The following is a 24,675-nucleotide window of genomic DNA, read 5'->3' as shown; positions in this document are numbered from 1 at the left end:
ATTAACACTTTTTGTATGTGTTAACAAAAAGCAAAAAGCTTTAATAAACCCATATAAAACATAGCAACATTTACGTTTGTGTAACTTTAAATTAATGTTTAGAAAACATCTATTGCAGGTTGAGCAAGTATTCCTGTAGGTCTTCTTTTGAATCTAGCGGGAGTTTCTTTCTGAGTCTATATCGCGCTATTCTAACGCTATCGGAAGTTATATGAAGTATCTCGGCAATTTCTTTAGATGATAAATTTAATCTAAGTAACATGCACAAGCGCATTTCTGATGAGGACAATTTCTGGGAAGCCGCTTTTTTGAGCGTTTCAAAATATCCAGGATGAATTTGACCAAAATATCCCATTAGTTCTGTCCATTCACTCTTATTGTCGAGATCGCTCTCAATGTCCTTTACCAAGTCCTTGAGTTTTTTATCTATTAACTCGTTGTTTCTTCCTCTTAGTTTTGTCAGTGTTTTAGAAATATCCGATAACATCTTGTTCTTATGTGCAAGATGAAGACTATAATTGGTAAGGGATGATATTTTGATATCAATTTCGCGATTTAATGCCTCTTCCTCTACTATTTTTTTATCTAGATCGGCTTGTAAAAGTTGTTGTTTGTATTCGAAAATATGTTTTTCGTGCTTTCTTCTCTTGTTCCAGTATAATAGACCAATTACAAAAGCCAAAAAGGCAGCACTTGCTAATACCAAAGTGACTTGTTGCTGTACTTTGTTTATTTGATTTTGCTTATTAAGCAGCTCAACCTCAGCCTCTTTTTCTTTTACGTCATATAATACCTCCATAGCACTAATTAATTGCGTATTATTCTTCACAAGTTCATTCTCATTGACAATACTTTGATTATTCAAATAATGAAATGCTTTCTCAAAATCACCTAGTTCAGCATAGATTTTTGATAAGTCTTTTAAAGCACTGACCTGTTGCGTTTGATTGTTATTATCTTTTGCCAATTGAAGTGCTTTTTGAGTCTTCTCAATGGCTTGGTCATAGGCTTTTGTTTTTCGGTAGATATCACCAAGATTATTTATAATGTTTATTTGCAAATCACTATCACTGTTTACCGCATATTGAGATGCCATTAGGAAATAACTATAAGCCAAATCATATTGCTCTAAGTCCTCGTATATACTACCAATACTCTCATTGGTCCTTGCTAAACCAGTACTATCATTCAAAGTCTTAAAAATAGATAGACTAACATTTTGGTATTGCAAAGCCTCTTCGTAATTGCTTTGCTTCTCAGATACACTTCCCAATAAAGTGTTTGAAACAGCTTTTCCTTTTAGAAAATTGATTTGCGATGAGGTCTTTTGACTTATTAGAGCGTGTTGCTTAGCGTCTTCATACTTGTTGAGATTAAGATTAATCTTAGCTAAAACATTTTGAACATTAACCAATACTGAATCTTCGGACTTATGTATATCCAAAAAAGCTTGATAGTGCTTAGTCGCTTCACTATACAGCCCCAATTGATTGAAAAAATCTCCGAGCCTTAATTGTGCATTAGCAATTTTAGGTACATTAAACGCCGTCTTAGCTGTTTCCAATTCAACCTTAAGCTTGTAAAGTTTTTTGTCTAACAAAGTAGATTCTTTACTACTTGATTGGGCATACAAAACCTTGCAAAACAAAAAAATTACAAAAATGCAAAAATTTCTCACGCGCTGGTCGAATCGATTAATTAAGTAAATTATTAGTCCCAATATCCTAAATGATCTTTACTGTATCATTACAGTTTTATTTATTTAGTAACGATTTAAATTTTGCTTAACCTTTATGAAACGTTTTGTTGACTTTCATCTTGATTTATGCCTAACTTATAGTATATTTCAGAATGGATTACAATTCAAAACTCCCTAACGTAGGTACCACTATTTTCACGGTAATGAGTGCACTGGCCAATCAATATAACGCTATTAATTTGTCGCAAGGCTTCCCCAATTATTCGAGTCCACAAAAATTAAATGATTTAGTTACGGATGCCTTGAACAATGGTTATAACCAATATGCGCCGATGTCTGGTAATCTTGACTTAAGATTAGGAATTTCCGATAAATATGAGCTATTGTACGGTAGCAATTATCATCCTGAAAAAGAAATAACCGTAACAGCCGGTGCCACTCAAGCCATTTATACTATTATTTCAGCCTTTATAAGACCCAATGATGAAGTCGTCATTTTTAAACCTGCCTACGATTGCTACCAACCAGCTATTGAAGTTAATGGCGGAAAAACGATTTCCATCCAGCTTTCAGCTCCAGATTACAAAATCAATTGGCAGGAGGTAGCTTCAAAATTATCCTCAAAGACCAAGATGATTATTATTAATTCGCCTCATAATCCTAGCGGAACTGTTTGGTCTAAAGACGATATGCTGCAGCTTCAAAACTTAACCAAGAATACAAACATCATTGTGCTAAGTGACGAAGTATATGAACATATCGTTTTTGATGAAACATTACATCAAAGTGTCTGCTTGTTTAACGATTTAAAGCATCGAAGTTTTGTGACCGCTTCATTCGGTAAAACATTTCATAACACAGGTTGGAAAGTTGGGTATTGCTGCGCACCAGAATACTTGATGTCCGAATTTAGAAAAGTACACCAATTCAATGTATTTTCTGTGAATCATCCTGCTCAAAAAGGCATAGCTGATTATATGCAAGACTCCCAAACTTATTTAAATCTAAATAACTTTTTTCAACAAAAGCGCGATTTATTTTTGAATCTAATCTCTGAATCCCGTTTTAAGTTTAGACCATCCCAAGGCACATACTTTCAAGTTTTGGATTATTCGGAAATTACAGATCAGCACGATGTAGATTTTGCCAAACGATTAACCAAAGATCACAAAATCGCTTCGATTCCACTTTCTGTTTTTAATGAAGCTGATAAAGACGATATGGTATTACGCTTCTGTTTTGCAAAAACTGATGAAACTTTGATTAAGGCTGCTGAGATTTTATGTAGAATTTAAGTTACTTTTTTCACATTCTTGTGTCTCAAGCTTGAATTAAAACAAATGACATGAAATTTTACATTACAATCTTATTTCTAGGATTTTCATTAGTATCTTTAGCACAAAAGATTAAAAAAGATGGAAAAATCTATGAGGTTAAAAAAGAAAAAATATTCTTAAATGGTGAAGATGTAACCGATACGCTCAATATCGAAAAAAAATATATCATTTTAAAAGAAGCTGCGACAATTTCCGAGAAAACGGAAATAAATGAAAAAGCAAAAAAAAAGGAAAGAAAAACTCGAAAAGGAAAAAGAAAAAGAGGCCAAAAAGCTCGAAAAATCAGTAAAAAAAGCCGGAAAAGAGCAAAAAAGAGCTGAAAAAGCCTTAAAAAAGGAACAAAAGCTCAAAGCTAATTATAAAAAATCTCAAGATAAACTAGCCAAGGCCCAAAATAAATACGAAAAGCTAAAGAAAAGAGGGAAATTATCACCAGTAGATGACAGTAAATGGCTTGAAAAAATTGAAAAGTTGACTAAAAAAGCCGAAAAAGCAAAACGAAAATTATAACTCATGAGCAATTCCCTAACCGTTGCTATAATACAAACCGATTTAGTTTGGGAAAACCCCGAAGCTAACAGGAAAAATATTCTAGATAAGGTCAGTACCATACAAGGTGCCGACCTTATTGTTTTACCAGAAATGTTCACGTCTGGCTTTACTATGAATGCAGCTTCAGTAGCAGAAACAATGAATGGTAAGACAATATCTTGGTTAAAACTACTCGCAAAAGAAAAAAAAGCAGCTATAACGGGTAGCTTAGTCATTTATGAACACAAGAATTACTTTAACCGCTTAGTATTTGTAGAACCTTCAGGAAAAATTACACATTACAACAAAAGGCATACGTTTACACTCGCAGGTGAACACAACGTTTATACCGCTGGAGTAGAAAAAGTTATTGTTGACTATAAGGATTGGAAGATTTGCCCTTTAATCTGTTATGATTTACGTTTCCCTGTATGGGCAAGAAATATAGAAGATTATGACCTATTACTATATGTTGCCAATTGGCCAAAAGTAAGGGTCGATGCATGGGACACTTTACTAAAAGCACGTGCTATTGAAAACATGAGTTACTGCATTGGTGTTAACCGTGTTGGTTTAGATGGCAATAACTATGAATATACGGGGCATTCGGCAGCTTATGATGTCTTAGGACATAGAATAGATACCTTACCAGTAAATGAAGTAGCAGTAAATGTTGTAACTCTTGAAAAGAATCACATTAAAAAATATAGGAATAAACTCGGTTTCTTAAAGGATCGTGATAATTTTAATCTAGAAGTGTAAATTCGATAATATTGTCAAAACTAGCTCTAACCTCATCTATTTGAGGAGCATAGCTTACTCGTTCTGGTTGAATTCCCAATAAATAATTTCCTGCGTCATATTTACCATTACCATTGGTATCATATATTACTCTAAGGTCGTATGTTTTTGGCAACAAATCAAAGAAATCTACAATAGGTGACGTTGTAGCATACTGTTCATACTGTACTTCGCCCTTTTCGTTTACCAACTGCACTATCAAAGGAAACTTGGCATTAATTAAATTAACCCTAATATTACCATACTCAGATTTGCTTCTAGTCCTGAATGTATAATCTAAGGTATCTTTGTTTATGCCCTCATAAAAGTCCGTAAATGCTCCTGGGAGGATTTTAAAAAAATATTTTTGGGCCTCTTCTTTTTCAATAGGAAAACTGTAGCGGTTTAATATGGAATCATATTCAACCTTATAATCTATTTTTAGAGAGTCTCGATTAATTAATTCAATTTTTGACGTGTCTATGCTTGTAAACGGGACAGTACCTTCAATGGTAAAATCCATTTCAGTGTTCAATGTCCCCCTAGTTATTGTATTTATTTCCAAGGAATCCGCATCTAGCTTCCTAAAACGATGCTTAAAAGTGTCAATATGCTTTCCGTTCGTCACTACAAAAAAAGTAGTATCTACTTCAAACTTTGGTTTATACCAATAGTACAGGGTATCCGTCTCAGGATCTTTTACAATCCTTGTTCGGTAGCCCTCTGGCGTATCGCCTAGTACTTTTATACGTATAGACTTATAATCGCCTTCATATGGAAATATAATCTTAGACGCTCCTTCTTGTTTTGGCCTTATGGCCTTAAAGTTTACGTCTTCTTTAAATAAGGTCAACTCATGCTCTGATGAATCAGGAACCGAAACATAATCCTCATAAAACCCAATTTTATCGTCTTTTTGGTCAAACTTATAATTGGAATTCTTATCGCTTAGCGCTACAAGTTTGTATATTCCGGCTTTAATATTATCAATACTAAATGTTGTGACACTGTCTAAGGTATTGGTAATGTATCTGGGTTTTTCTTTATATACGATCGAGTCTGTATAAGAGGAATCTACTTCATAAAGCATTACGGATATAAATGTGTCTGGTTCTTTTAGTAGAGCGTCTTCTACATAGCCTTTTACCGATAGCGAATCAATGGTATCGCCAGTAGAAAAAACGTAACGATAATAAGGATATGGATTACTTTCATTATTGTCTACAATACTCTCCCCAAAATTGAACGCATATGTGGTATTCTCTTTTAGTGTATCTTTTATCTTAATGGAAATATACTTACTTGCAGCACCCATGGGAACGATAACAGGTTCTGTATCCATTGGTGGTGAGATAATAAGTTGCTTTCTTAAATCATTTATTTTCACGTACTCATCAAAATAAATTATAATCTCATCACCTTTAAAATTAGTAGAGAAATTTTTAGGCTGTTCTTCGATAATTACTGGTGGTTCTTGATCTATTTCACCACCACCAGGCGAACCACGATTGGCACAACTTGCCAAAATAAGGGCAAAGAAAACTATTCTTAAATTTCGCATTAAAGACAATGGCATTAGCTTAAAATAATTTTGCACAAAGAAACAATTTTAAAGCTTACAAACGAAAAAATCAATCGGCAATTGCCATGGTTGCAAGACTTAACTTAATATTATCAATTTTTAACAACTCGGCAGCACAGGCTTCAACCGTAGCACCTGTAGTGATCATATCATCTACCAATAAAATATGTTTGCCTCGTAACGATTTGTCCTCTGAAATAGAGAATACTGCATTATCATCATTCCATCGAGACAACCTTCCTTTAAAAACTTTGGTCTTAGTGGGTTTTGCTTTAATAAGCACATCATCGTTGTACTCCACATCTAATGCTTTGGCTATTTGTTTTCCAAACTGCGCTACTTGGTTGTACCCTCGTTTTCGCAGCTTGGTTTTGTACAAAGGCACCGGAACAACAACATCAACATCATCAAAACAATTTGCCGAACGTAACTCAGCAGCTAGCCATTTCCCCAAAAAACCACTGATATGTTGATGGCCTCTGTATTTTAAGTTATGTAATAATTGCTGAACGATCCCTTTTTTTGAAAAATGCAAAAGTGCTGTCGCTTTTTCGAGTTTTACACGTCCATAGACTATTTTTTCAACGGCTTTGGAGTTATCAAAATGAAAGTTAGTTACAGGCAATCGATGCCTACAAGATACACATACCACTAACTCATTATCTGTCAAAACATTATTACACGCTTCACAGACTTTCGGGAAAAATAAGTTTAACAAATTTTTTACCACTTAATCGAATAAAATAAAAATGCACTCTAATATACTCTAATTTCGCATGCAACTAAGAAATTAATGATGATAGTTAACCCTCAATTATTTAACTACAGATTAATTATAAGTTCTTTATTGGTTGTTTTAACCGTTTTAGGAATCTATAGTTTTACAAACTATAAATCCATTAAATCCTACGAAGAATTCCTAAAGCAAGAAAAATTTTTGATAGAAAAAGAACTATCAGAAATGCTAACAAGTTATGATGAACTCAGCCAAGATTATGATCTTATGGCTTCACAGCTCCAAGAAGCAAAATTAGAAACTAAAACTGCTTTAGATTCTCTAAGATTATTAAAAAGTGACTTATCAATAATCACTAGATTTAAAAACCAGCTTTCGGTACTAAAAACCAAAAGTAAGGTACTTCTAGCTACCGTAGATTCTCTTAATTCTGCAAATTTAAGATTACAGAAAGAGAAACGCCTCGCTATGAATACCATAGAAAAAAACACCTTAGCCATAAATGCACTAGAGGAAGCCAATGACTCTCTTAATAAAACCATTGACATTGCGTCAGTTTTAAAAGCCAATAGTGTTGAAGTAAATACGTTTAAAATAAACAACTCCAAAAAGAAAGCTACCTTAAGAGCAAGACGTGTTAATGCTATGGATGTTTGTATTTATCTTACGGAAAATCCGCTGACAGAGAAAGGGAAAAAAGAGATTTACATACAAATCGTAAGCCCAGATAATAATATCATTGCTGATAAAGGCGAGGTATTTTTTAGTAACACCTCTTTAATATACAGTAAGAAAGAAATCATTGACTTTAACAATAAAGACTTAAATATTTGTACTACTGTCGCTACATACAAAGAAGACCGACCTCTCAAGAAAGGCACATATTTTATAAATGTTTTTCATGAAAACAGAAAATTAGGAAGTACAAGTATTCAATTAAAATAAATTGATTTTATAAATTTCATGAAACCGCTTGTTAATTTGAGCGGTTTTTTATTTTTGCAGCATGGCAAACGAAGACAAATTCAAAAAAGTAATCTCTCACGCAAAGGAGTATGGTTACATATTTCAAAGTAGTGAAATCTATGACGGTTTAAGTGCTGTCTATGACTATGCACAAAATGGTGCTGAATTAAAGAAAAATATAAGGGACTATTGGTGGAAAGCCATGGTACAAATGCACGATAATATTGTGGGTATCGATGCCGCCATTCTTATGCATCCAACCACTTGGAAAGCCTCTGGGCATGTCGATGCTTTTAATGATCCGCTAATTGATAATAAAGATTCTAAAAAGCGATATAGAGCTGATGTGCTGGTAGAAGATTTTAGAGAAAAAATTCAGCAAAAAATAAATAAGGATATTGCAAAAGCGCAAAAACGCTTTGGTGATGCTTTTGATGAAAATGAATTTAGATCCACAAATGGCAATGTGCTTCGTCGTCAAAAACAAATAGATGACATTACTGCAGAGTTAACCAGAGTACAGGAAGAAAATGATCTTGAAGGTTTTAGGCAACTCATTGTAGATTTAGAAATCGTATGCCCAGTTTCTGGAAGCAAAAACTGGACTGATGTTAAGCAATTCAATCTAATGTTCGGTACGCAGTTAGGGGCATCAGCAGATAGTGCCACAACAGTATATTTAAGACCAGAAACAGCCCAAGGTATTTTTGTGAACTTCCTTAATGTTCAAAAAACGGGACGTATGAAGATTCCTTTTGGTATCGCCCAAACCGGAAAAGCATTTAGAAATGAAATCGTTGCCAGACAATTTATCTTTAGAATGCGCGAGTTTGAGCAGATGGAAATGCAGTTCTTTATTAAACCAGGTACACAAAAAGAGTGGTTCGACTATTGGAAAGAAACACGACTAAAGTGGCATAAATCCTTAGGTATGGGAGAAGATAATTATCGCTTCCATGACCATGAAAAACCAGCATTTTATGCCGATGCGGCAACAGATATTGAGTTTAATTTCCCATTCGGATTTAAAGAACTCGAAGGGATACACTCCCGTACGGATTTCGACTTAAGTCAGCACGAAGAATACTCGGGTAAAAAGCTGCAATACTTTGACCATGAAGAGAATGCAAGCTACACACCTTATGTATTAGAAACCTCCATTGGTTTAGACCGTATGTTTTTAGCCGTATTCTCTAATTCTTTAGTTGAAGAAACCCTAGAGGATGGTTCCAAACGTGATGTTTTAAAATTGCCTGCTGTGCTTGCACCAACAAAAGCTGCTATATTACCATTAGTAAGAAAAGACGAAGCCCTAACCACAATGGCAAAAGCTATTGTTGATGAGCTTAAGTGGGAATTTAATGTCGCTTATGACGAAAAAGATGCTGTAGGTAGACGTTACAGAAGACAAGATGCAGTTGGCACGCCATTCTGTATTACGGTAGATGGCGAAAGTATAGAAAACAATACCGTTACTGTACGGTACAGAGACACGATGGAGCAAAAGCGCGTTAAGATTGAAGAACTAAAAGATTTAATTAAAGTTGAAGTCGATGTAAAGCATTGGCTGATGCGAATGAAATAGCCCTTCTTTTATACTCGATTCAAAATACATTTATAAATCTAGACCCAAGTAAATACTTGGGTTTTTTTAATCTAAGATTTTAATCAATACCACAAAAATCTAATGTAAAATTACCGTCTACAATGCTTCCTTCTTCACCCTCAGCGTAAATTTTTCCTTGTAACTCACCAGCTTCAGAGTCATAATTTGTAATCTCAACTGTTGCACAATTAGCGAATTCTATTTCAGTGGTTCCATTAACTATTCTGTTAAAGGCGAGAACTTGGTTGTCTATACTACTTGATAAATCAACTATTTGTGGCTCCAGAGAAGGTAAAAGAAATCTAATATCATCTTTTGGCCCGTCAAAAACAGCGAATAAACAATCTCCTCCAATAGGCTCTCGTACGTAAATCTCACAATAATATAATATTTCGTCGTTTTCAAAGCCTCCCCTTTGATAGTACCCTTGTGGGGAAATGAAATCTGTTCCCATAAAATTACCCTGTACGGGTTGATCTGTTATGTTAGAGCAATTAGTCTCAATAGAGGAATTATCATCAGAACTGCAAGATTGCATAATTAATCCTGCGGTAATTGTTAACACTAACAAAACTGTTTTAATTGTTTTCATTCTGAATTCGATTTTACTTTTTAAACAATAATCGTATCAAATTTATAAAGTCAATACTTATAATTAATAAGGAAAATTCTGAAGAGTTTAATACCACTTCAACTAAAAATAAGCCCTCATAGGAATAGTTCCTCTATATTAACTTGGGAGAAATGTGTCTTCTTAATAATATAACTGAAGCCGAAGTTGATATGTTTTCATCTGAGGATTTTTGAGCACTTAAACTAGAGACGCAAAACAGTCAGAAGGCAAAAAGGGTGATTGACTTTATAGCGTTATGATTAACTCTTTACATATGGATTGTGTTTTTAGAGATAAAAAAACACCTTTTCGTTGCGTAGGAAAATACATTTTGTTTGAAATGTTGCAGCTACATCCCATAAAATCCTATTTTTGTTAGAACTTCAAATAAATAAATGCAAGAGCTTAACGACTTTTTATCCCTTTTAGATAGTTATATTGGTAGTGCAGCTTGGTTTCCATATGTATTGTTGGGGACAGGGCTTTTTTTTACGATTTATCTCAAATTCCCTCAGGTTAGGTACTTTAGGTTTGCCTTTAAGGTAGTTCGTGGCAAATACGACAAAGAAGGAAATGAAGGGGATACCAACCATTTTCAGGCTTTGACGACTGCCTTATCAGGAACTGTAGGAACTGGCAATATTGCAGGCGTGGCCCTTGCCGTTCATGTCGGTGGCCCTGCTGCGGTCTTTTGGATGTTGATGACTGCTGCGGTTGGTATGTGTACCAAATTTGTGGAAGTCACACTATCTCATAAATACAGAGAAAAGGCAGAAGATGGTTCTATGGCTGGTGGTCCTATGTACTACATGAGAAACAAACTCAACATGAAGTGGTTGGCCGTTATTTTTGCAGTAGCTACAGTGCTTTCCTCATTCGGTACAGGCTCTTTACCACAAGTTAATAGTATAGCCTCCTCTTTAAATGCGACTTTTGGCCTCAACGAGATGTTGGTCGGTGGTATTTTGGCTGTTCTTCTTGGCTTGGTAATCATAGGAGGTATTAAGCGCATCGCGGCCGTTACATCTCGACTTGTGCCAGCAATGGCTTTTATTTATCTCGTTGGTGCTTTGGCTGTTATTTTTTATAACTATGAAAATATTATTCCGTCGTTTGTTTCCATCTTTACCGACCTATTTACAGGCTCCGCTGCTACAGGTGGTTTTTTAGGCGCATCCATCGCTTTTGCTTTCAACAAGGGTGTAGGCAGAGGTCTTTTTTCTAATGAAGCTGGGCAAGGTAGTGCACCCATAGCACATGCTGCAGCCAAAGCCAATCAACCTGTTTCTGAAGGTCTAGTCGCCATATTAGAACCCTTTATTGATACCATATTTATTTGTACTCTTACGGCATTAGTGTTATTATCCTCTGGTGTATGGACAGAAAAACTCACCAACCAGTTTGATTATGTGGATATGCAGATTCTTGCCGAAACGTATACCGATAAAACTGATGAAGGCAAAGCCTTACTGGCGCGCCATATCAGTGAAGAAGACCCCTTACCCTTGTATAATGGTGATCTTAATATTGTAGAAGGTAAAATACAAGATCAAGTTTCCATTATCAATGCACGTTCTTTAGCAGAAGACGTTCTGGTAAAACGCGATAATTCTCCAATAACAGGATCTATTACCATAATTGAAGGCAAACCACAGGATTTAAGTATCACCTTTGAGGGTGCCTCATTGGTTCACAGTGCACCTCTTACGGCAGAAGCTTTTACGCGCAGCTATTTTGGACAATATGGACAATACATAGTTTCTATCGGTCTATTGCTATTTGCATTTAGTACGGCCATTAGTTGGTCCTACTATGGCGGAAGGGCCATGACCTTTCTATTGGGTACTAAATCAGTAAAATATTATCGCATTGTTTACGTGATTGGCTTTTTTATTGCCTCATTTGCGGATACAACAATCATTTGGACCTTATCTGGCATTACCATTGCCTTAATGACACTCCCCAATTTATTTGGTATTCTCATGCTTCGGAAAGATATGAAAGCTACCGTAGCCGATTACTGGGATAAATTTAAAAAACAATTTCCGAACGAATCCACACCCGAATAAATTAGAAATACGCTTTAAGTTGAATCGTACCTGTATGAATCACCTGAGAAGTCTCAGTTTTTCTGCCAAAATAATTGAGATTGAGGTCTAGGAATTTCGTTATTTTTTTCTGTGCCAACAAACTCCAAGTAAAGTTTTGACCCGGCTGTAAGCCTTCTAACATCTGATAGGCTACTGGCGTATTAGGATCGCCTTCAAACTTATTCTCAAAAAAATTGAACTCGCCAGTTAACGCAATTTTAGCAGCCTTGTTATAAGTAAATGATAATCCATAATTGTTTTGTGCCAAAGACTCTAAGCTTCCAATAGTATTATTTTTAGAGGTGAATTGATAGAAGACATCGAATTGTGCATTTTCGTTAAAAACATAAGACAATTTTGGCTGAAAGCGTTCTTCTTCGATATTAAAATTTCTACTGGCAAAGTTTTCACTTAAACTTTCATCGGTTCCAAAACTGGCTAAAGCATTTATAAGCCAATTCTTTGCAAACTTATGGTTAAAATTCAACTGATGGTTCGTTAACTTGTTTTCCTGAAAACCTATAGACAACAAACTACGACTTGTATTGGTTAAAAAGGTATAAGAGGTAGTGTAACGCTGCTTCCCCCTGTTGTAGAATAAAACATTACGTACACTGTTGTTTAGAGCCAGTTCATTTTCTTCATCCACATTAAAAGGGTTAAGATTAAAGTTATTACCTTCTCGTCTTACTTTTCTATCAATTAAATATGATGCCTGGTTGTAAAAGTGCGAGAAAAACTTTTTGGTTTTATTTTTCGACTTACTCCATTGAATCGGATTAATAGTCACTGTTTGGCTTAGTCGATTTTGGTGCGTACGAACAAAAATTTGATTAGGCAATAGCACCCTAATATAATTACCTTGATCCGCAAATTGAGCGATTTCAAATTCGTTGAGTTCCTGTATACCATTCTCGTTGTAATCTATCCAGGTATAAGTTCCTTGCCCAGCTTCTACCTCAACATAAGTAAAGTCTTGTTGTGGCAATGTCCCCGAATTAGTTTCGAAACTGGTATTCAATAAAACAATATTGTTAAATAATTTTTGGTTATAATTCAACCTACTATTCAAACTCTGCTCATCTTCCGAAGTGTCATCCTCTGCTTTTAAATCCCTAAAATTTACAAACAACTGAAGGTTAGTGTTTTTATTCTGAATTAAGCGTGACTTTAAATAATAAGTGTTAGATGCATTTACACGTTCAACCAAATTATTTCGTAAACTATCATTAAATCGCCTAATATATCCTACTTCTGCAAAAACCTTTGTACTATCACCAATACCAACAAAAGCTTCGTAAGCTGTAAATTTTTGACTTAATGGCGTGAGTGAATCCGTTGCAATCACAGTTTGTTCATTATCTTCAATGGCGAACTTTGCACCTATCCATTTGTTCTTTTTAACATATACTCCGCGGTTGAACGATCTTAAGAATGTTGAACGATTTATAGTGCTTTCGCTATTTAAAAAACTGGTATTTGAAAAAATACTAAAATTCCCCAACCGTAAATTTGCCGAAGCATTATGCCGACTTCCATTAAAATTGCTCGCATAATCCAGATATTCAAAACTATAATTGGCTGTTCCTTTTTTAGCGTGAGATATCTGTAATCCTGAAGTTAATAACAATTGGTTACCTATAATATTGTTTCCCTGATCGTCCCTATTGTCTTCCAAATTCCAATCGCGCAGAAATTCAGCACGGTATAAACGTTGAATGGTTCTAAAATTCTCTTGAATAAAATCCGCATCTATCAAAGCGGACAAATTCCAGAGGCTATCCGTTTTTATGAGCTTTTGATTTACTCTTAGTTTTCCTGCAAAACCATCATTATCATCATCATCGATATCCGAAAATAGATTAAGGTCGTTTTTACTTCCTGCTAATTCAAAAAGCACATCTGTTTTTTCATTGGGTTGGTAACGTCCATTCAAAACTGCTATTTGCAAACGCTCGGGCGCAACTAATTGCGTAATGGGTTCATAATTACCTTGAGGGACTCCACTAATAGGCGGAACATACTCAAAAATATTACTAACGGCATCGTCATTAATTAATACATAATTACCTTGGTTGGCACCAACTAAGGTAAAGCTAACACTAAACAATTGGTCATCCGGATCTTGGGAAAACACAAAAACTTCCTCTCCATCAATGATTTCTTGTCGGTAAAGAATCCTATTTTCAGAAAATGACTCTTCTGTTGCAGAAGATGCCACCATTAGACTAGTATCATCACCTGCATCAGCTAATACCTGTGTCTGTTCTGATGACAAATTTTGCTGTAAAGGTTGGTTTTTAGCATCACTCTCAGAAAACACCGAAACATTTAAGCTCAGTTTTTCAGTCTTAAATGAGCCTCCTCCAAACACTGTAAAACGCGAATAGTTACGCTCGCTAAACTGATAATCTACGGTAATACGCATTTCGGAAGTAATAGGATATGTAGAGTTGAAAATAATTTCACCAGCATTATAATCGATAATATAATCCCGATTCTCTCCACGTTCTAATGGTACACCGTTGACATAAACCGTTTCGCTGCCCGAAACAATAAGCACAAACAATTCATTATTGGGCCCTCTCAATTTATAAGGCCCTTGGTTACCTTCTTGGGCTGTGAATTGTGTGGTGGTAAATTGTCCTCTTACCAGAGCACCAGAAGCAAATACAGATGTTTTTTCACTCAAATTAGCACTAACCAATAAGCCCTGAACACGCTTTGAAAAATTAGCAAAATAACTGTCGGCATTTACCAAATCGATATCACCTGCTCTAATATTCCAGTTATCGCTAAACAACTCTATAAATACCTGATCAAATTCGTCTAAGCGCTGGGAATACCCGCTCTCTTGGAGTGGAATATTGGCGTCTTGTATCGAGGCTCTCAACGAAACCTTGTCACTTAACTTCCCGGAAATCTGTAAATCCAATTCACTATTTAGAACCGAGTTTTGATTGTTGCCAATAGTAACCCCTCTAGAGATACTTCCCGATGTGGTTAAACCCTCAAAAGGTGTAAAAGGATTTCGCCTATTGGTGTTTTCGAGTTTATATAAGGTTGGTGTACCAGATGATCGGTTAACTATAACCTCTTCATCTAATTGCTTATACACCTTAGTTAAAAACTTTGGGTAACGTAAATATTCTATCTGCACAGAGTCTAATTCTATAGGTTGTTTAAACTTTAGAACAGCTTTTGCATAGTCTATGGTATACCGCGTAGAATCCACTACTACGCCATCCTTAGTTCTTACGACAAACTTTGAAGCGTTGATACTCACCGAATCGATTTGAATTGAATCCTTAACGGCAAAACGCCCTGTCTTATAATTACTGGTTGTCTCTTGGGCAAAGCCCAAAAAAGAAAAACATAATAAGAATAGAAATAGCGCTTTTTTCATCTGCAGATTCTTATTTTTTTAAATCGGTCAGATGGAACATCTTTAATACTGTCTAAGAATAGATTTAAAATTAGTAATTGATGTTTCATGTAGAATAATAACTACTTAAAACTTGAAATATTTTATTGTTAAAATAGGCTCAAATTAATGGTGTAAAAGTAGGTTATTATTTAATTTAGACCCTTAATGGGCATTTGGTAAAAATAATTCAACCTATTTAATCTATGAAAATTGCATCCTATAACGTTAATGGTATTAGAGCCGCCATAAATAAAGGCTTTATAGACTGGTTAAAAGCCTCTAACCCAGATGTTATTTGTCTACAAGAAATTAAGGCCTTAAAAGAACAACTAGACTTAGATATATTTATAGATGCCGGTTATGATTATAGTTACTGGTTTAGCGCACAAAAAAAAGGCTACAGCGGCGTTGCGGTTTTATGTAAAAATGAACCCGATCATGTTGAATATGGTACTGGCATCGAATCCATGGATTTTGAAGGCAGAAACCTAAGGATAGATTATAAAGGAGTTTCTATTATGAGTATGTATTTACCTTCTGGGACTAACGATGCAAGATTGGCCCATAAGTTTGAATACATGGATCTCATTCATGAGTACTTGAATAATCTTCGACATGAAAAACCAAACTTAGTCGTCTGTGGAGATTACAATATTTGCCACGAACCTATTGACATCCATAATCCTAAAATGAAAGGTGTGTCGGGTTATTTACCGGAAGAGCGCGAATGGCTAGGCAAGTTTATCGATAGTGGTTTTATTGATAGTTTTAGGTACTTACATCCCGAAAAACAAGAATTTTCGTGGTGGAGCTATCGTGCCAATGCCAGAGCTAATAATAAAGGTTGGAGATTAGATTATGCCATGGTTAGCGAACCCTTGCAAGAAAAAATTAAACGAAGCGTTATACTCACTGAGGCAGTGCATAGCGACCACTGCCCTATTTTATTAGAACTCGATATTTGATATTATTGCTCCCATATTTAAATTTTGTCTCCTTGAAGAGACTTTAGGGGTATAAAAATGACTTAAAAATTTTAAAAATGATTAAAAGAATTTCATTAATAGCACTAACTCTTTTCACATTAACCTCATGTGTTTCTAAAAAGATTTATACTGATCTTGAAGATAAATATGCTAATCTTAAAAAGGAGAATAGACGTTTAACGGATGATCTAGAGGCTCTTTCTGCCGATAAAACCAAGTTGACTAATGATCTCAACAGTTTAAAAGCTGCTTATGACGAAGCAGTAAAAGAAAGAGATCAATTACGTTCAGACTATGCAGCTACCAAAACCAATCTCGAAAACCTAAAGGCCTCTTACGATGCCTTAGAAAAAAACAGTTCGGCAGAAATTGCAAAAAATTCAAAAAAGAACAGAGAGCTTTTAGCACAGCTCGAAGCTAAGGAACAAGCCCTAGCTGCCGAAAATGCACGTTTGGAAAACCTTAAAAAAGAACTGGAAAATCGTTCTAAGCGCGTTGCAGAACTCGAAAGTGTCATAGCAGCAAAAGATGCTAATATGCGTGCTTTAAAGGATGCTATCTCTAAAGCCTTAACTAATTTTGAAGGTAAAGGGCTTACCGTGGAGCAACGCGATGGTAAAGTATACGTCTCTATGGAGAACAAGTTATTATTTAAATCCGGAAGCTGGTCTGTAGGTACAGAAGGTCGCAAGGCCGTTCAACAATTGGGTAATGTTTTGGCCGAAAATCCTGATATTGCTATTTTAATTGAAGGTCATACCGATAACGTTCCCTATAAAGGTAGTGCACAGTTAAGCGGTAATTGGGATTTATCAACCAAACGTGCTACGGCCATTGTCAATATCTTACGGGAAAATGCATCTATTAATCCTGAAAATTTAACTGCTGCTGGGCGCGGTGAATATGCTCCGGTAGCCTCAAATGATACCGCTGAAGGCAAGGCCAAAAACAGACGCATCGAAGTGATTCTCACACCGAAGTTAGATGAGATTTCTAAGTTATTGAATGAGATATAGGCTATTCTACATATTTGCTCTTTCAGCCTTGATTAACATCTATTCTCAAAACACTAAAGATGTTGGTTTTATAAAAGATATGCCATATCTAGAATATGCTGATAGAATAAATTGTGATAGTATTTCTGGGACGAACTTAGAACTTCGTGTTTGTTTAAATATAGAACTTAGAGAAATCGACTCTATAATGCTTCAAAATTTCAATTCTTTTGTAAAGGGTATAAAAGAAAACGAGTTTATCAATGCAAAAGATAGCCTTATGAGTGTTTTCGAGCAGCAACAGTTGCATTGGGAAACCAAAAGAAAAAGTGTAAGTCAATTTAAATCAGATGGTTATAGAGGGCATACAAGTGGCATTGTTTTTATGCAATCCATGATTTTCTTTACAAGACTAAGAATAAACGAAATCGAATACATGCAAGAACTTTATTAATTATGAAATATACCACACTACCCAACACAGACATAAAAGTAAGTAAGATATGCCTTGGCACCATGACTTGGGGCAACCAAAATACACAAGAAGAAGGTTTTGCCCAAATGGATATGGCTTTAGATAAAGGCATCAACTTTTTTGACGTTGCCGAATTATACCCAGTTCCTGCCACGGCAGCCACGTATGCAGACACTGAACGTATTATAGGAAATTGGTTTGCAAAAATCGGAAACAGAGATAAAGTAGTACTAGCGACTAAAATTGCCGGCCCGGGTGATTACACAGCTCATATTAGAACCACTGGCTTTAGTAAAGCAGCTCTTAACGAAGCTGTAGATAACAGCTTAAAACGCTTAAAGACCAATTATATAGATCTCTACCAACTCCATTGGCCTGAGCGACAAACACAAATGTTTGGAATAAGAGATTATGTCCATAACCCTAACGATCCGTGGGAAGATAACTTTAATGAAATTCTTCATAACCTTGATGAGATCATTAAATCTGGCAAAATAAGGCATATCGGTATTTCTAATGAAGGGGCTTGGGGCACCATGCGCTATTTAGAAGAAGCCAAACACAATAATTTACCTCGAATGATTACCATACAAAACGCATATTCTCTGTTGTGTAGACCATTTGAAGGGGCATTGGCAGAAATTGCCCACAGGGAAAACATAGGCTTATTGGCTTATTCTCCAATGGCTTTTGGAGTGCTATCGGGGAAATATATTAAAGGCACTGCTGCCGACAATGCACGTCTAAAACTGTTTCCAAGATTTGCGCGTTACAGTGGTGAGCAAGCTACTGAGGCCGCCAAACGTTATTTAAAGATTGCCGAAGACCATGGCATGACTTTAGCCCAAATGGCATTAGCCTTTGTAAATGAAAGACCATTTTTAACCAGTAATATTATTGGTGCTACCAATTTAAAACAGCTTGAGGAAAACATTGATAGCATCAACATTACGTTGAGTAAAGAAGTGATGGCGGCTATAAACGCTGTCCATGCTGAGATTCCAAATCCAGCGCCTTAAAAAATTATGAAAATAAAACAAAAAGCCCTTCCTCCCGATAGTCATCGGGATTGGAAGGGCTTTAATAGATATTATTTGATTTCGTTACCATCTTTATCAAAAAAATGGTATTCAAGATAAGTGTAAGCATCTCTAGGTAAAACCTTTACCCATTTTTTGTGTTCAAAGAACCACTTTGTACGGATTGATGGATACCCTTTGGTGAGAAAGGCTGCTATAAAAGGATGCGCATTCAATGTTATCTTTTTATAGTCTTTTTTAAGAATCCGTTCTAAGTCTTGTTTTATGCGTTCTACGACTTTAATTGGTGCTTCTATTTCATCACCTCCAACAAGATTAGGATTCTCTTCCTTAGTTTTTATTTTGCGCTCTGGCCTAACACGTTGTCTAGTAATTTGTACCAAACCAAACTTACTCGGCGGCAATATTTTGTGCTTTGCTTTGTCGTCTCTCATCTCTTCCCGGAGATGATTGTAAAGTTGTTTACGGTTCTCTGCTCGTCCCATATCGATAAAATCGATAACAATGATACCACCCATATCGCGCAAGCGCAATTGTCTGGCGATTTCCGTTGCAGAGATAAGATTAACTTCTAAGGCTGTATCTTCCTGGCTTTTTTCTTTATTAGAACGGTTACCGCTATTAACATCTATAACATGCATAGCTTCGGTATGTTCTATAACCAGATAGGCGCCTTTAGCCATGGAAACGGTTTTTCCGAACGATGTTTTTATTTGGCGCTCAATACCAAACTTTTCAAAAATCGGAACTCCGTTTTTGTAATACCTTACAATAGACTCTTTTTTGGGTGCAATTTGCTGCACATAATCTTTTACTTGTATGTACAATTCTTCGTCATCTACCACGATCCCTGAGAATGAATCATTAAAAATGTCCCTCAAAATTGAGGAGGCTTTGTTCATTTCCCCCAGTACTTTCGTTGGGTGATGTGCTTTGTACAACTTTTTACACATTGCTGTCCATCTAGCCAGCAAATTCTGTAAATCATTATCGAGCTCGGCAACTTTTTTGCCTTCTGCTACTGTACGGATGATAACGCCAAATCCCTTGGGTGTAATACTTTTAACCAGTCGTTTTAATCGGTCTTTTTCTTCTTGAGATTCAATTTTTTGTGAAATTGAAATACGGTTAGAAAATGGCACCAAGACAATGTATCTACCGGCAATTGATAATTCTGAACTAATGCGCGGTCCCTTTGTGGAGATAGGCTCTTTTACCACTTGTACTAAAATAGATTGATTAGATTTTAACGCATTGGCAATAGCGCCATGCTTATCTAGGTCTTTTTCAAATGGAAAGTCTTTGAGTCTATAATCTCTTAATTTCCCTGTGCTTACACGTTTAATGAATTTTAAAAGTGAAGGGAGTTTTGGTCCAAGATCGTGATAGTGTAAAAAACCATCTTTTTCATAGCCAACATTAACAAATGCAGCATTTAGACCAGGAATGACTTTGCGTATTTTGGCAATAAAGATATCGCCAACGGCAAAGTTATTATCCTCTTCATCTTTATGTAATTCAATAAGTTTTCCATCTTTTAATAAGGCAAAATCAACAATATCCGAACTCGATCTTACGATTAATTCCTTGTTCATAATGTTAATTTATATCCTGATGTTTACCGTCAGGATGGATTTTACTAAATTATTTTTGACACAGGATTCCGATAAAAAATCGGAAAATCCAACAAATTACGATGTACAATTAATCTACATCTAATTCTATATCAAAGAACGTTTTTTTAAACTGAAAAAAGTAGTCCAAAAACTACTTTTCCCCAGCTTATTTCTTTTTGTGACGATTAGCGCGTCTACGTTTTTTACGCTTATGCGTCGCTACCTTGTGTCTTTTTCTTTTTTTACCACTTGGCATAATGAATAATGCTTTTTTTAATTAATATTTTTTTAAAGTCTTAGTTAACTTCAACATTAGATTTTACACCTTCTAAAAACACTTTAGCTGGTTTAAAAGCTGGTATGTTGTGAGCAGGAATTTTTATTGTCGTATTTTTTGAAATGTTACGACCTGTTTTTTCTGCTCTTGTTTTAATGATGAAACTTCCGAAACCTCTTAAATATACATTGTCACCACTCTCAAGAGATGACTTTACTTCTTCCATAAAGGTTTCTACTGTAGCTTGAACGTCACCTTTCTCCATACCTAACTTGTCAGATATCTTAGCTACTAAATCGGCTTTTGTCATTGTAATTAGTTTTAGGGTTACTATTAATTCTAAGGGATGCAAATATATGTAATTTAATTTCAATATTTCAAGCGTAATTAATTAAAATTTAACGTAATAAAGAATTAATTTTGCTTTGTCTTTTAAAAAGTGAATGGATTTTAAAAATAAATTAACTAACTGGTATTCAATAAATAAGCGAAATTTGCCATGGCGAAATACCAGAAATCCATATTACATTTGGCTTTCTGAAATAATTTTACAGCAAACCCAAGTTAAGCAGGGGTTGCCTTATTATGAAGCTTTTGTTAAGACCTATCCTACTATTTTCGACCTTGCAAATGCTTCAGAGCAAGAGGTCTTAAAACTATGGCAAGGGCTAGGATATTACTCTAGGGCAAGAAATTTGCATACCACAGCTAAACATATTGCTTTTGAGCTAAATGGAAAGTTCCCAAACAATTACAAAGACTTAATTCAGTTAAAAGGCGTTGGTGATTACACGGCAAGTGCCATAGCTTCAATAGCCTTTGATGAAGTCGCTGCTGTGGTTGATGGTAACGTCTACCGCGTATTGGCACGTTATTTCGGAATCGACACGCCTATAAACTCTGCGGCTGGAATTAAAGAATTTAAAACATTGGCAACCTCACTTATAGACCATAAGCAGCCAGCAATCTTTAATCAGGCCATTATGGAATTTGGGGCAATACAATGCAAGCCTAAAAATCCTTATTGCATAGTTTGTCCGTTGAATGATAGTTGTATTGCACTTCAGAGAAATTTAATAGATACCCTTCCTGTTAAACTAAAGAAAACCAAAATAGCTATAAAATATTTCAACTTTTTAGTATGCATTGATAAAAACAACAACACGGTACTTGAAAAAAGAACAGGAAAAGGCATTTGGCAAAATCTTTATCAATTCCCACTAATAGAGTCTAACAAAAGCTTTAGCTCTGAGGAGTTTCATTATTTGAACACAAAAAACAGCTTTTTAAAAGATGTGGATTTTGAATATTCGCTATATAACCAGGAAGACATCATTCATAAACTATCGCACCAACATCTTTATACTAAGTTTTGGATTATTGAAATTGATGAATTGCCAAAAGAAGCTGTTTCAGTAAGTGATTTAAATTTATATCCCACACCAGTACTTATAAGTGACTTTATTGAAGCCTTTGGTTTTGATAGCCCATAGAACTCACAATTTTTTATTAATTTTAAAGTTACCATTTCAAATTAACTAACTTTGTAGGCTAAATCAATTTTATTATGTCTGGAACGCTAAATAAAGTAATGCTCATTGGGCATTTGGGAGATGAAGTAAAAATGCATTATTTCGATGATAAAAATTGCGTAGGGAGATTTCCATTGGCAACTAATGAAACGTACACTAACAAAACAACAAACGAACGTATTACCAATACCGAATGGCATAATATTGTGGTGAGAAATAAAGCTGCAGAAATTTGTGAAAAATACCTCAGCAAAGGAGATAAAGTTTACATAGAAGGCCGTATTAAAACCAGAAAATGGACAGACGACAAAGGTATGGAACGCTACTCTACCGAGATACAGTGTACTGATTTTACATTCTTAACCAATAAGAATGAACAACAGCAAGGGCAACCACCGGTTACCAATCAGCCAGCCCAACCACAACAACCAGCTCAAAATAGTGTTGTACCAGAGGCTGAAGATGATGATCTACCATTTTAATTTAATATAATTATATCTTGGATCCTGAACCCTCGGTTTTATTTTCAAATTTATTAGTTTACAATACATCATTTATTACTAGTATCGTATTGCTGTTTATACTGCTTGGATGCTCAGCTTTGATTTCTGGGGCCGAAGTCGCGCTTTTTTCATTGACAAAATCCAATATCGATGAAGGCATTGAGAATAAATCCTCAGCTATGGAAATTATTGCTTCTCTACTCGAACGACCAAAAAAATTACTAGCCACCATCTTAGTAGCCAACAATTTTATAAATATCGCCATAGTGCTGCTATTTGCCTACATAGGCGAAACAGTATTTAAAGACATCAACGAACCAATAATACGGTTTTTATTAGAAGTCGTTTCTGCTACGTTTTTAATCTTGCTTTTTGGGGAAATCATACCAAAAATCTACGCCAGTAGAAATAGTGTAAAGTTCTCTTCGTTTATGGCAAGGCCATTGAAGATTTTGGATGTTGTATTTTCGCCCATTAGTCTCCCAATGCGCTATGGAACATTAAAAATCGAAGAGCGGTTTGGAAAACAGAGATCTAACCTCAGTGTCGATCAATTATCTCAGGCATTAGAACTAACAGATGACAACGATACAACCAAAGAAGAACAAAAACTACTTCAGGGTATCGTTTCTTTTGGTAATACGGACACAAAGCAAGTGATGCGGCCACGAATGGACATATTTGCCATTAATATTGAAACACCGTATGAGGGTATTTTAGAAGAAATCGTAGATAATGGCTACTCTAGAATTCCTGTTTACGAAGAAAGTATAGATACTATTAAAGGTATACTTTATGCGAAAGATTTATTGCCGCATTTAAATAAGAAAACATTTGATTGGCCTAGTATTTTAAGAGCCCCTTTCTTTGTACCTGAAAACAAGAAATTAGATGACTTAATGGTAGAATTTCAAACAAAAAAAGTTCATCTAGCTGTTGTTGTTGATGAGTATGGCGGTACTTCTGGCCTAGTTTCTCTAGAAGATATTATCGAAGAAATTGTAGGTGATATTAGTGACGAATACGACGATGACGATTTAATCTACACCAAATTAGACGACTATAACTATAGTTTTGAAGGAAAAACACCATTAAAGGATGTCTACAAGATTATTGGCATAGAAGAAATCGAAACCGAAGATTTTGAAAATCGTAAAGGTGAAGCCGAAACACTAGCCGGTTTTGTTTTGGAAATCTCTGGAGGTTTTCCAAGGGTAGGAAGTAAAATAAATTTTAAAAATTACGTTTTCACTATTGAAGCTTTAGAACGCAAACGAATTAAGCAAATTAAACTCACGTTATTGAACACCAACTTATGAAGCGTTTAATGATATCTATACTGAGTCTTTTCATGTTGGGTTGTGGCGATGATCCCCTGCCTAAACCGAAAGGTTATTTAAGATTAGAATACCCTAAAGCTGTCTACAAAAAAACTAAGGTCCCACTCCCCTTTACTTTTGAAAAGAATACGTTGTCGGCACCTGTATCAAATGTAAAGACCTCTGGTAAAACAAAAGGAGTAGATATTAAATACCCCTCTTTGAAGGCTACAATTTATCTTACTTACAAAGAGGTAGGAAACAATTTAGACAGTTTACTTCGCGATGCACAAAACCTTACTCAAAAACACACCATTAAGGCAGATGAGATATCTTATAATGCTTATGAGAATATTGAAAATGATGTATATGGGATGTTTTACGAAATAGGAGGTAATGCAGCTTCGCAATCCCAATTTTATGTCACTGACAGCACCAACCATTTTTTGAGTGGGTCTTTATATTTCTATGCAAAGCCCAACTATGACTCTATTTATCCAGCTTCAGAGTATCTTAAAAAGGACATAAAGCATATTATGGAATCTATACGTTGGAAAGAATAGTC

At 35.4% G+C, this 24,675-nt stretch carries 21 protein-coding genes; 14 read left to right on the top strand and 7 right to left on the bottom strand.

All coding sequences use genetic code 11. The features are described 5' to 3' along the window. Window positions 1-109 precede the first annotated feature (109 nt). Window positions 110-1,600, bottom strand: a complete 1,491-nt coding sequence (locus Q0972_RS12505) for a tetratricopeptide repeat protein (RefSeq protein ID WP_299366053.1) — start codon at window positions 1,598-1,600, stop codon at window positions 110-112. A 251-nt stretch (window positions 1,601-1,851) separates the two neighbouring features. On the opposite strand from Q0972_RS12505, the gene Q0972_RS12500 reads away from it, so the two are divergent. The 3 genes from Q0972_RS12500 (at window position 1,852) to Q0972_RS12490 (ending at window position 4,329) form a co-directional block, all read left to right on the top strand. Beyond that, window positions 1,852-2,994: a methionine aminotransferase gene (locus tag Q0972_RS12500; RefSeq protein WP_299366052.1), complete on the top strand. Its 1,143-nt coding sequence runs from the start codon at window positions 1,852-1,854 to the stop codon at window positions 2,992-2,994. Window positions 2,995-3,246: 252 nt separating this feature from the next. Then, window positions 3,247-3,546: a hypothetical protein gene (locus Q0972_RS12495; protein ID WP_299366051.1), complete on the top strand. Its 300-nt coding sequence runs from the start codon at window positions 3,247-3,249 to the stop codon at window positions 3,544-3,546. 3 nt (window positions 3,547-3,549) lie between these two features. After that, entirely contained in the window at window positions 3,550-4,329 is a 780-nt protein-coding gene (locus Q0972_RS12490; protein ID WP_299366050.1) for an amidohydrolase, read from the top strand. Here Q0972_RS12490 and Q0972_RS12485 read toward each other — a convergent pair. Both Q0972_RS12485 and Q0972_RS12480 read right to left on the bottom strand, forming a co-directional pair. Then, complete coding sequence (locus tag Q0972_RS12485; protein WP_299366049.1) at window positions 4,313-5,944, bottom strand: Ig-like domain-containing protein; 1,632 nt, start codon at window positions 5,942-5,944, stop codon at window positions 4,313-4,315. The genes Q0972_RS12490 and Q0972_RS12485 overlap by 17 nt on opposite strands. A 34-nt stretch (window positions 5,945-5,978) precedes the next feature. Next, window positions 5,979-6,647 (bottom strand): ComF family protein, encoded by a 669-nt coding sequence (locus Q0972_RS12480; protein ID WP_299366048.1) that lies wholly within the window; start codon window positions 6,645-6,647, stop codon window positions 5,979-5,981. A gap of 75 nt (window positions 6,648-6,722) precedes the next feature. On the opposite strand from Q0972_RS12480, the gene Q0972_RS12475 reads away from it, so the two are divergent. Together Q0972_RS12475 and Q0972_RS12470 are read left to right on the top strand one after the other, a co-directional pair. Beyond that, on the top strand, window positions 6,723-7,610 hold the full coding sequence (locus Q0972_RS12475) for a hypothetical protein (protein ID WP_299366047.1): 888 nt from the start codon (window positions 6,723-6,725) through the stop codon (window positions 7,608-7,610). A 61-nt stretch (window positions 7,611-7,671) separates the two neighbouring features. Next, window positions 7,672-9,216 (top strand): glycine--tRNA ligase, encoded by a 1,545-nt coding sequence (locus Q0972_RS12470; protein ID WP_299366046.1) that lies wholly within the window; start codon window positions 7,672-7,674, stop codon window positions 9,214-9,216. Between the two features lie 79 nt (window positions 9,217-9,295). Here Q0972_RS12470 and Q0972_RS12465 read toward each other — a convergent pair whose 3' ends face one another. Further along, the gene (locus Q0972_RS12465) at window positions 9,296-9,829 is read right to left on the bottom strand and encodes a hypothetical protein (protein WP_299366045.1); all 534 of its coding nucleotides are present in this window, start codon (window positions 9,827-9,829) and stop codon (window positions 9,296-9,298) included. Window positions 9,830-10,245: 416 nt separating this feature from the next. On the opposite strand from Q0972_RS12465, the gene Q0972_RS12460 reads away from it, so the two are divergent. After that, window positions 10,246-11,919 (top strand): sodium:alanine symporter family protein, encoded by a 1,674-nt coding sequence (locus Q0972_RS12460; protein WP_299366044.1) that lies wholly within the window; start codon window positions 10,246-10,248, stop codon window positions 11,917-11,919. 1 nt (window position 11,920) lies between these two features. Here the strand turns inward: Q0972_RS12460 and Q0972_RS12455 are convergent, their stop codons facing one another. Beyond that, the gene (locus Q0972_RS12455; RefSeq protein WP_299366043.1) at window positions 11,921-15,346 is read right to left on the bottom strand and encodes a hypothetical protein; all 3,426 of its coding nucleotides are present in this window, start codon (window positions 15,344-15,346) and stop codon (window positions 11,921-11,923) included. Window positions 15,347-15,570: 224 nt separating this feature from the next. Between Q0972_RS12455 and Q0972_RS12450 the strand changes: the two genes are divergently transcribed. The 4 genes from Q0972_RS12450 to Q0972_RS12435 all read left to right on the top strand — a co-directional run bounded on the left by Q0972_RS12450 (window position 15,571) and on the right by Q0972_RS12435 (window position 18,842). Beyond that, window positions 15,571-16,332, top strand: coding sequence for an exodeoxyribonuclease III (locus Q0972_RS12450; protein ID WP_299366042.1), 762 nt, complete (start codon window positions 15,571-15,573; stop codon window positions 16,330-16,332). A 77-nt stretch (window positions 16,333-16,409) separates the two neighbouring features. Then, the gene (locus tag Q0972_RS12445; RefSeq protein WP_299366041.1) at window positions 16,410-17,369 is read left to right on the top strand and encodes an OmpA family protein; all 960 of its coding nucleotides are present in this window, start codon (window positions 16,410-16,412) and stop codon (window positions 17,367-17,369) included. After that, window positions 17,359-17,802 carry a hypothetical protein gene (locus Q0972_RS12440; RefSeq protein ID WP_299366040.1) on the top strand — a complete coding sequence of 148 codons (444 nt, stop codon included), beginning with the start codon at window positions 17,359-17,361 and terminating at the stop codon, window positions 17,800-17,802. The genes Q0972_RS12445 and Q0972_RS12440 overlap by 11 nt, the downstream gene beginning before the upstream one ends. 2 nt (window positions 17,803-17,804) lie before the next feature. Continuing rightward, window positions 17,805-18,842 carry an aldo/keto reductase gene (locus Q0972_RS12435; RefSeq protein WP_299366039.1) on the top strand — a complete coding sequence of 346 codons (1,038 nt, stop codon included), beginning with the start codon at window positions 17,805-17,807 and terminating at the stop codon, window positions 18,840-18,842. Between the two features lie 71 nt (window positions 18,843-18,913). Here the strand turns inward: Q0972_RS12435 and Q0972_RS12430 are convergent, their stop codons facing one another. Together Q0972_RS12430 and Q0972_RS12425 are read right to left on the bottom strand one after the other, a co-directional pair. Further along, a complete protein-coding gene (locus tag Q0972_RS12430; protein WP_299366038.1) occupies window positions 18,914-20,458 on the bottom strand; it encodes a ribonuclease E/G in 1,545 nt (514 codons plus the stop codon). 317 nt (window positions 20,459-20,775) lie between these two features. Then, complete coding sequence (locus Q0972_RS12425; protein WP_076619727.1) at window positions 20,776-21,066, bottom strand: HU family DNA-binding protein; 291 nt, start codon at window positions 21,064-21,066, stop codon at window positions 20,776-20,778. 133 nt (window positions 21,067-21,199) lie between these two features. On the opposite strand from Q0972_RS12425, the gene mutY reads away from it, so the two are divergent. The 4 genes from mutY (at window position 21,200) to gldD (ending at window position 24,673) form a co-directional block, all read left to right on the top strand. Continuing rightward, window positions 21,200-22,249 carry an A/G-specific adenine glycosylase gene (gene mutY / locus Q0972_RS12420; protein WP_299366037.1) on the top strand — a complete coding sequence of 350 codons (1,050 nt, stop codon included), beginning with the start codon at window positions 21,200-21,202 and terminating at the stop codon, window positions 22,247-22,249. Between the two features lie 74 nt (window positions 22,250-22,323). Continuing rightward, window positions 22,324-22,770 (top strand): single-stranded DNA-binding protein, encoded by a 447-nt coding sequence (locus Q0972_RS12415; protein WP_299366036.1) that lies wholly within the window; start codon window positions 22,324-22,326, stop codon window positions 22,768-22,770. 17 nt (window positions 22,771-22,787) lie between these two features. Continuing rightward, the gene (locus Q0972_RS12410; RefSeq protein ID WP_299366035.1) at window positions 22,788-24,110 is read left to right on the top strand and encodes a gliding motility-associated protein GldE; all 1,323 of its coding nucleotides are present in this window, start codon (window positions 22,788-22,790) and stop codon (window positions 24,108-24,110) included. Continuing rightward, entirely contained in the window at window positions 24,107-24,673 is a 567-nt protein-coding gene (gldD, locus tag Q0972_RS12405) for a gliding motility lipoprotein GldD (protein WP_299366034.1), read from the top strand. Before Q0972_RS12410 ends, gldD begins: the two co-directional genes overlap by 4 nt. Window positions 24,674-24,675 lie beyond the last annotated feature (2 nt).

This window comes from Winogradskyella sp., from assembly GCF_028282165.1.
In the GTDB taxonomy this organism is placed as follows: Bacteria; Bacteroidota; Bacteroidia; order Flavobacteriales; family Flavobacteriaceae; genus Winogradskyella.
This window is presented reverse-complemented; position numbering and strand designations above follow the sequence as displayed.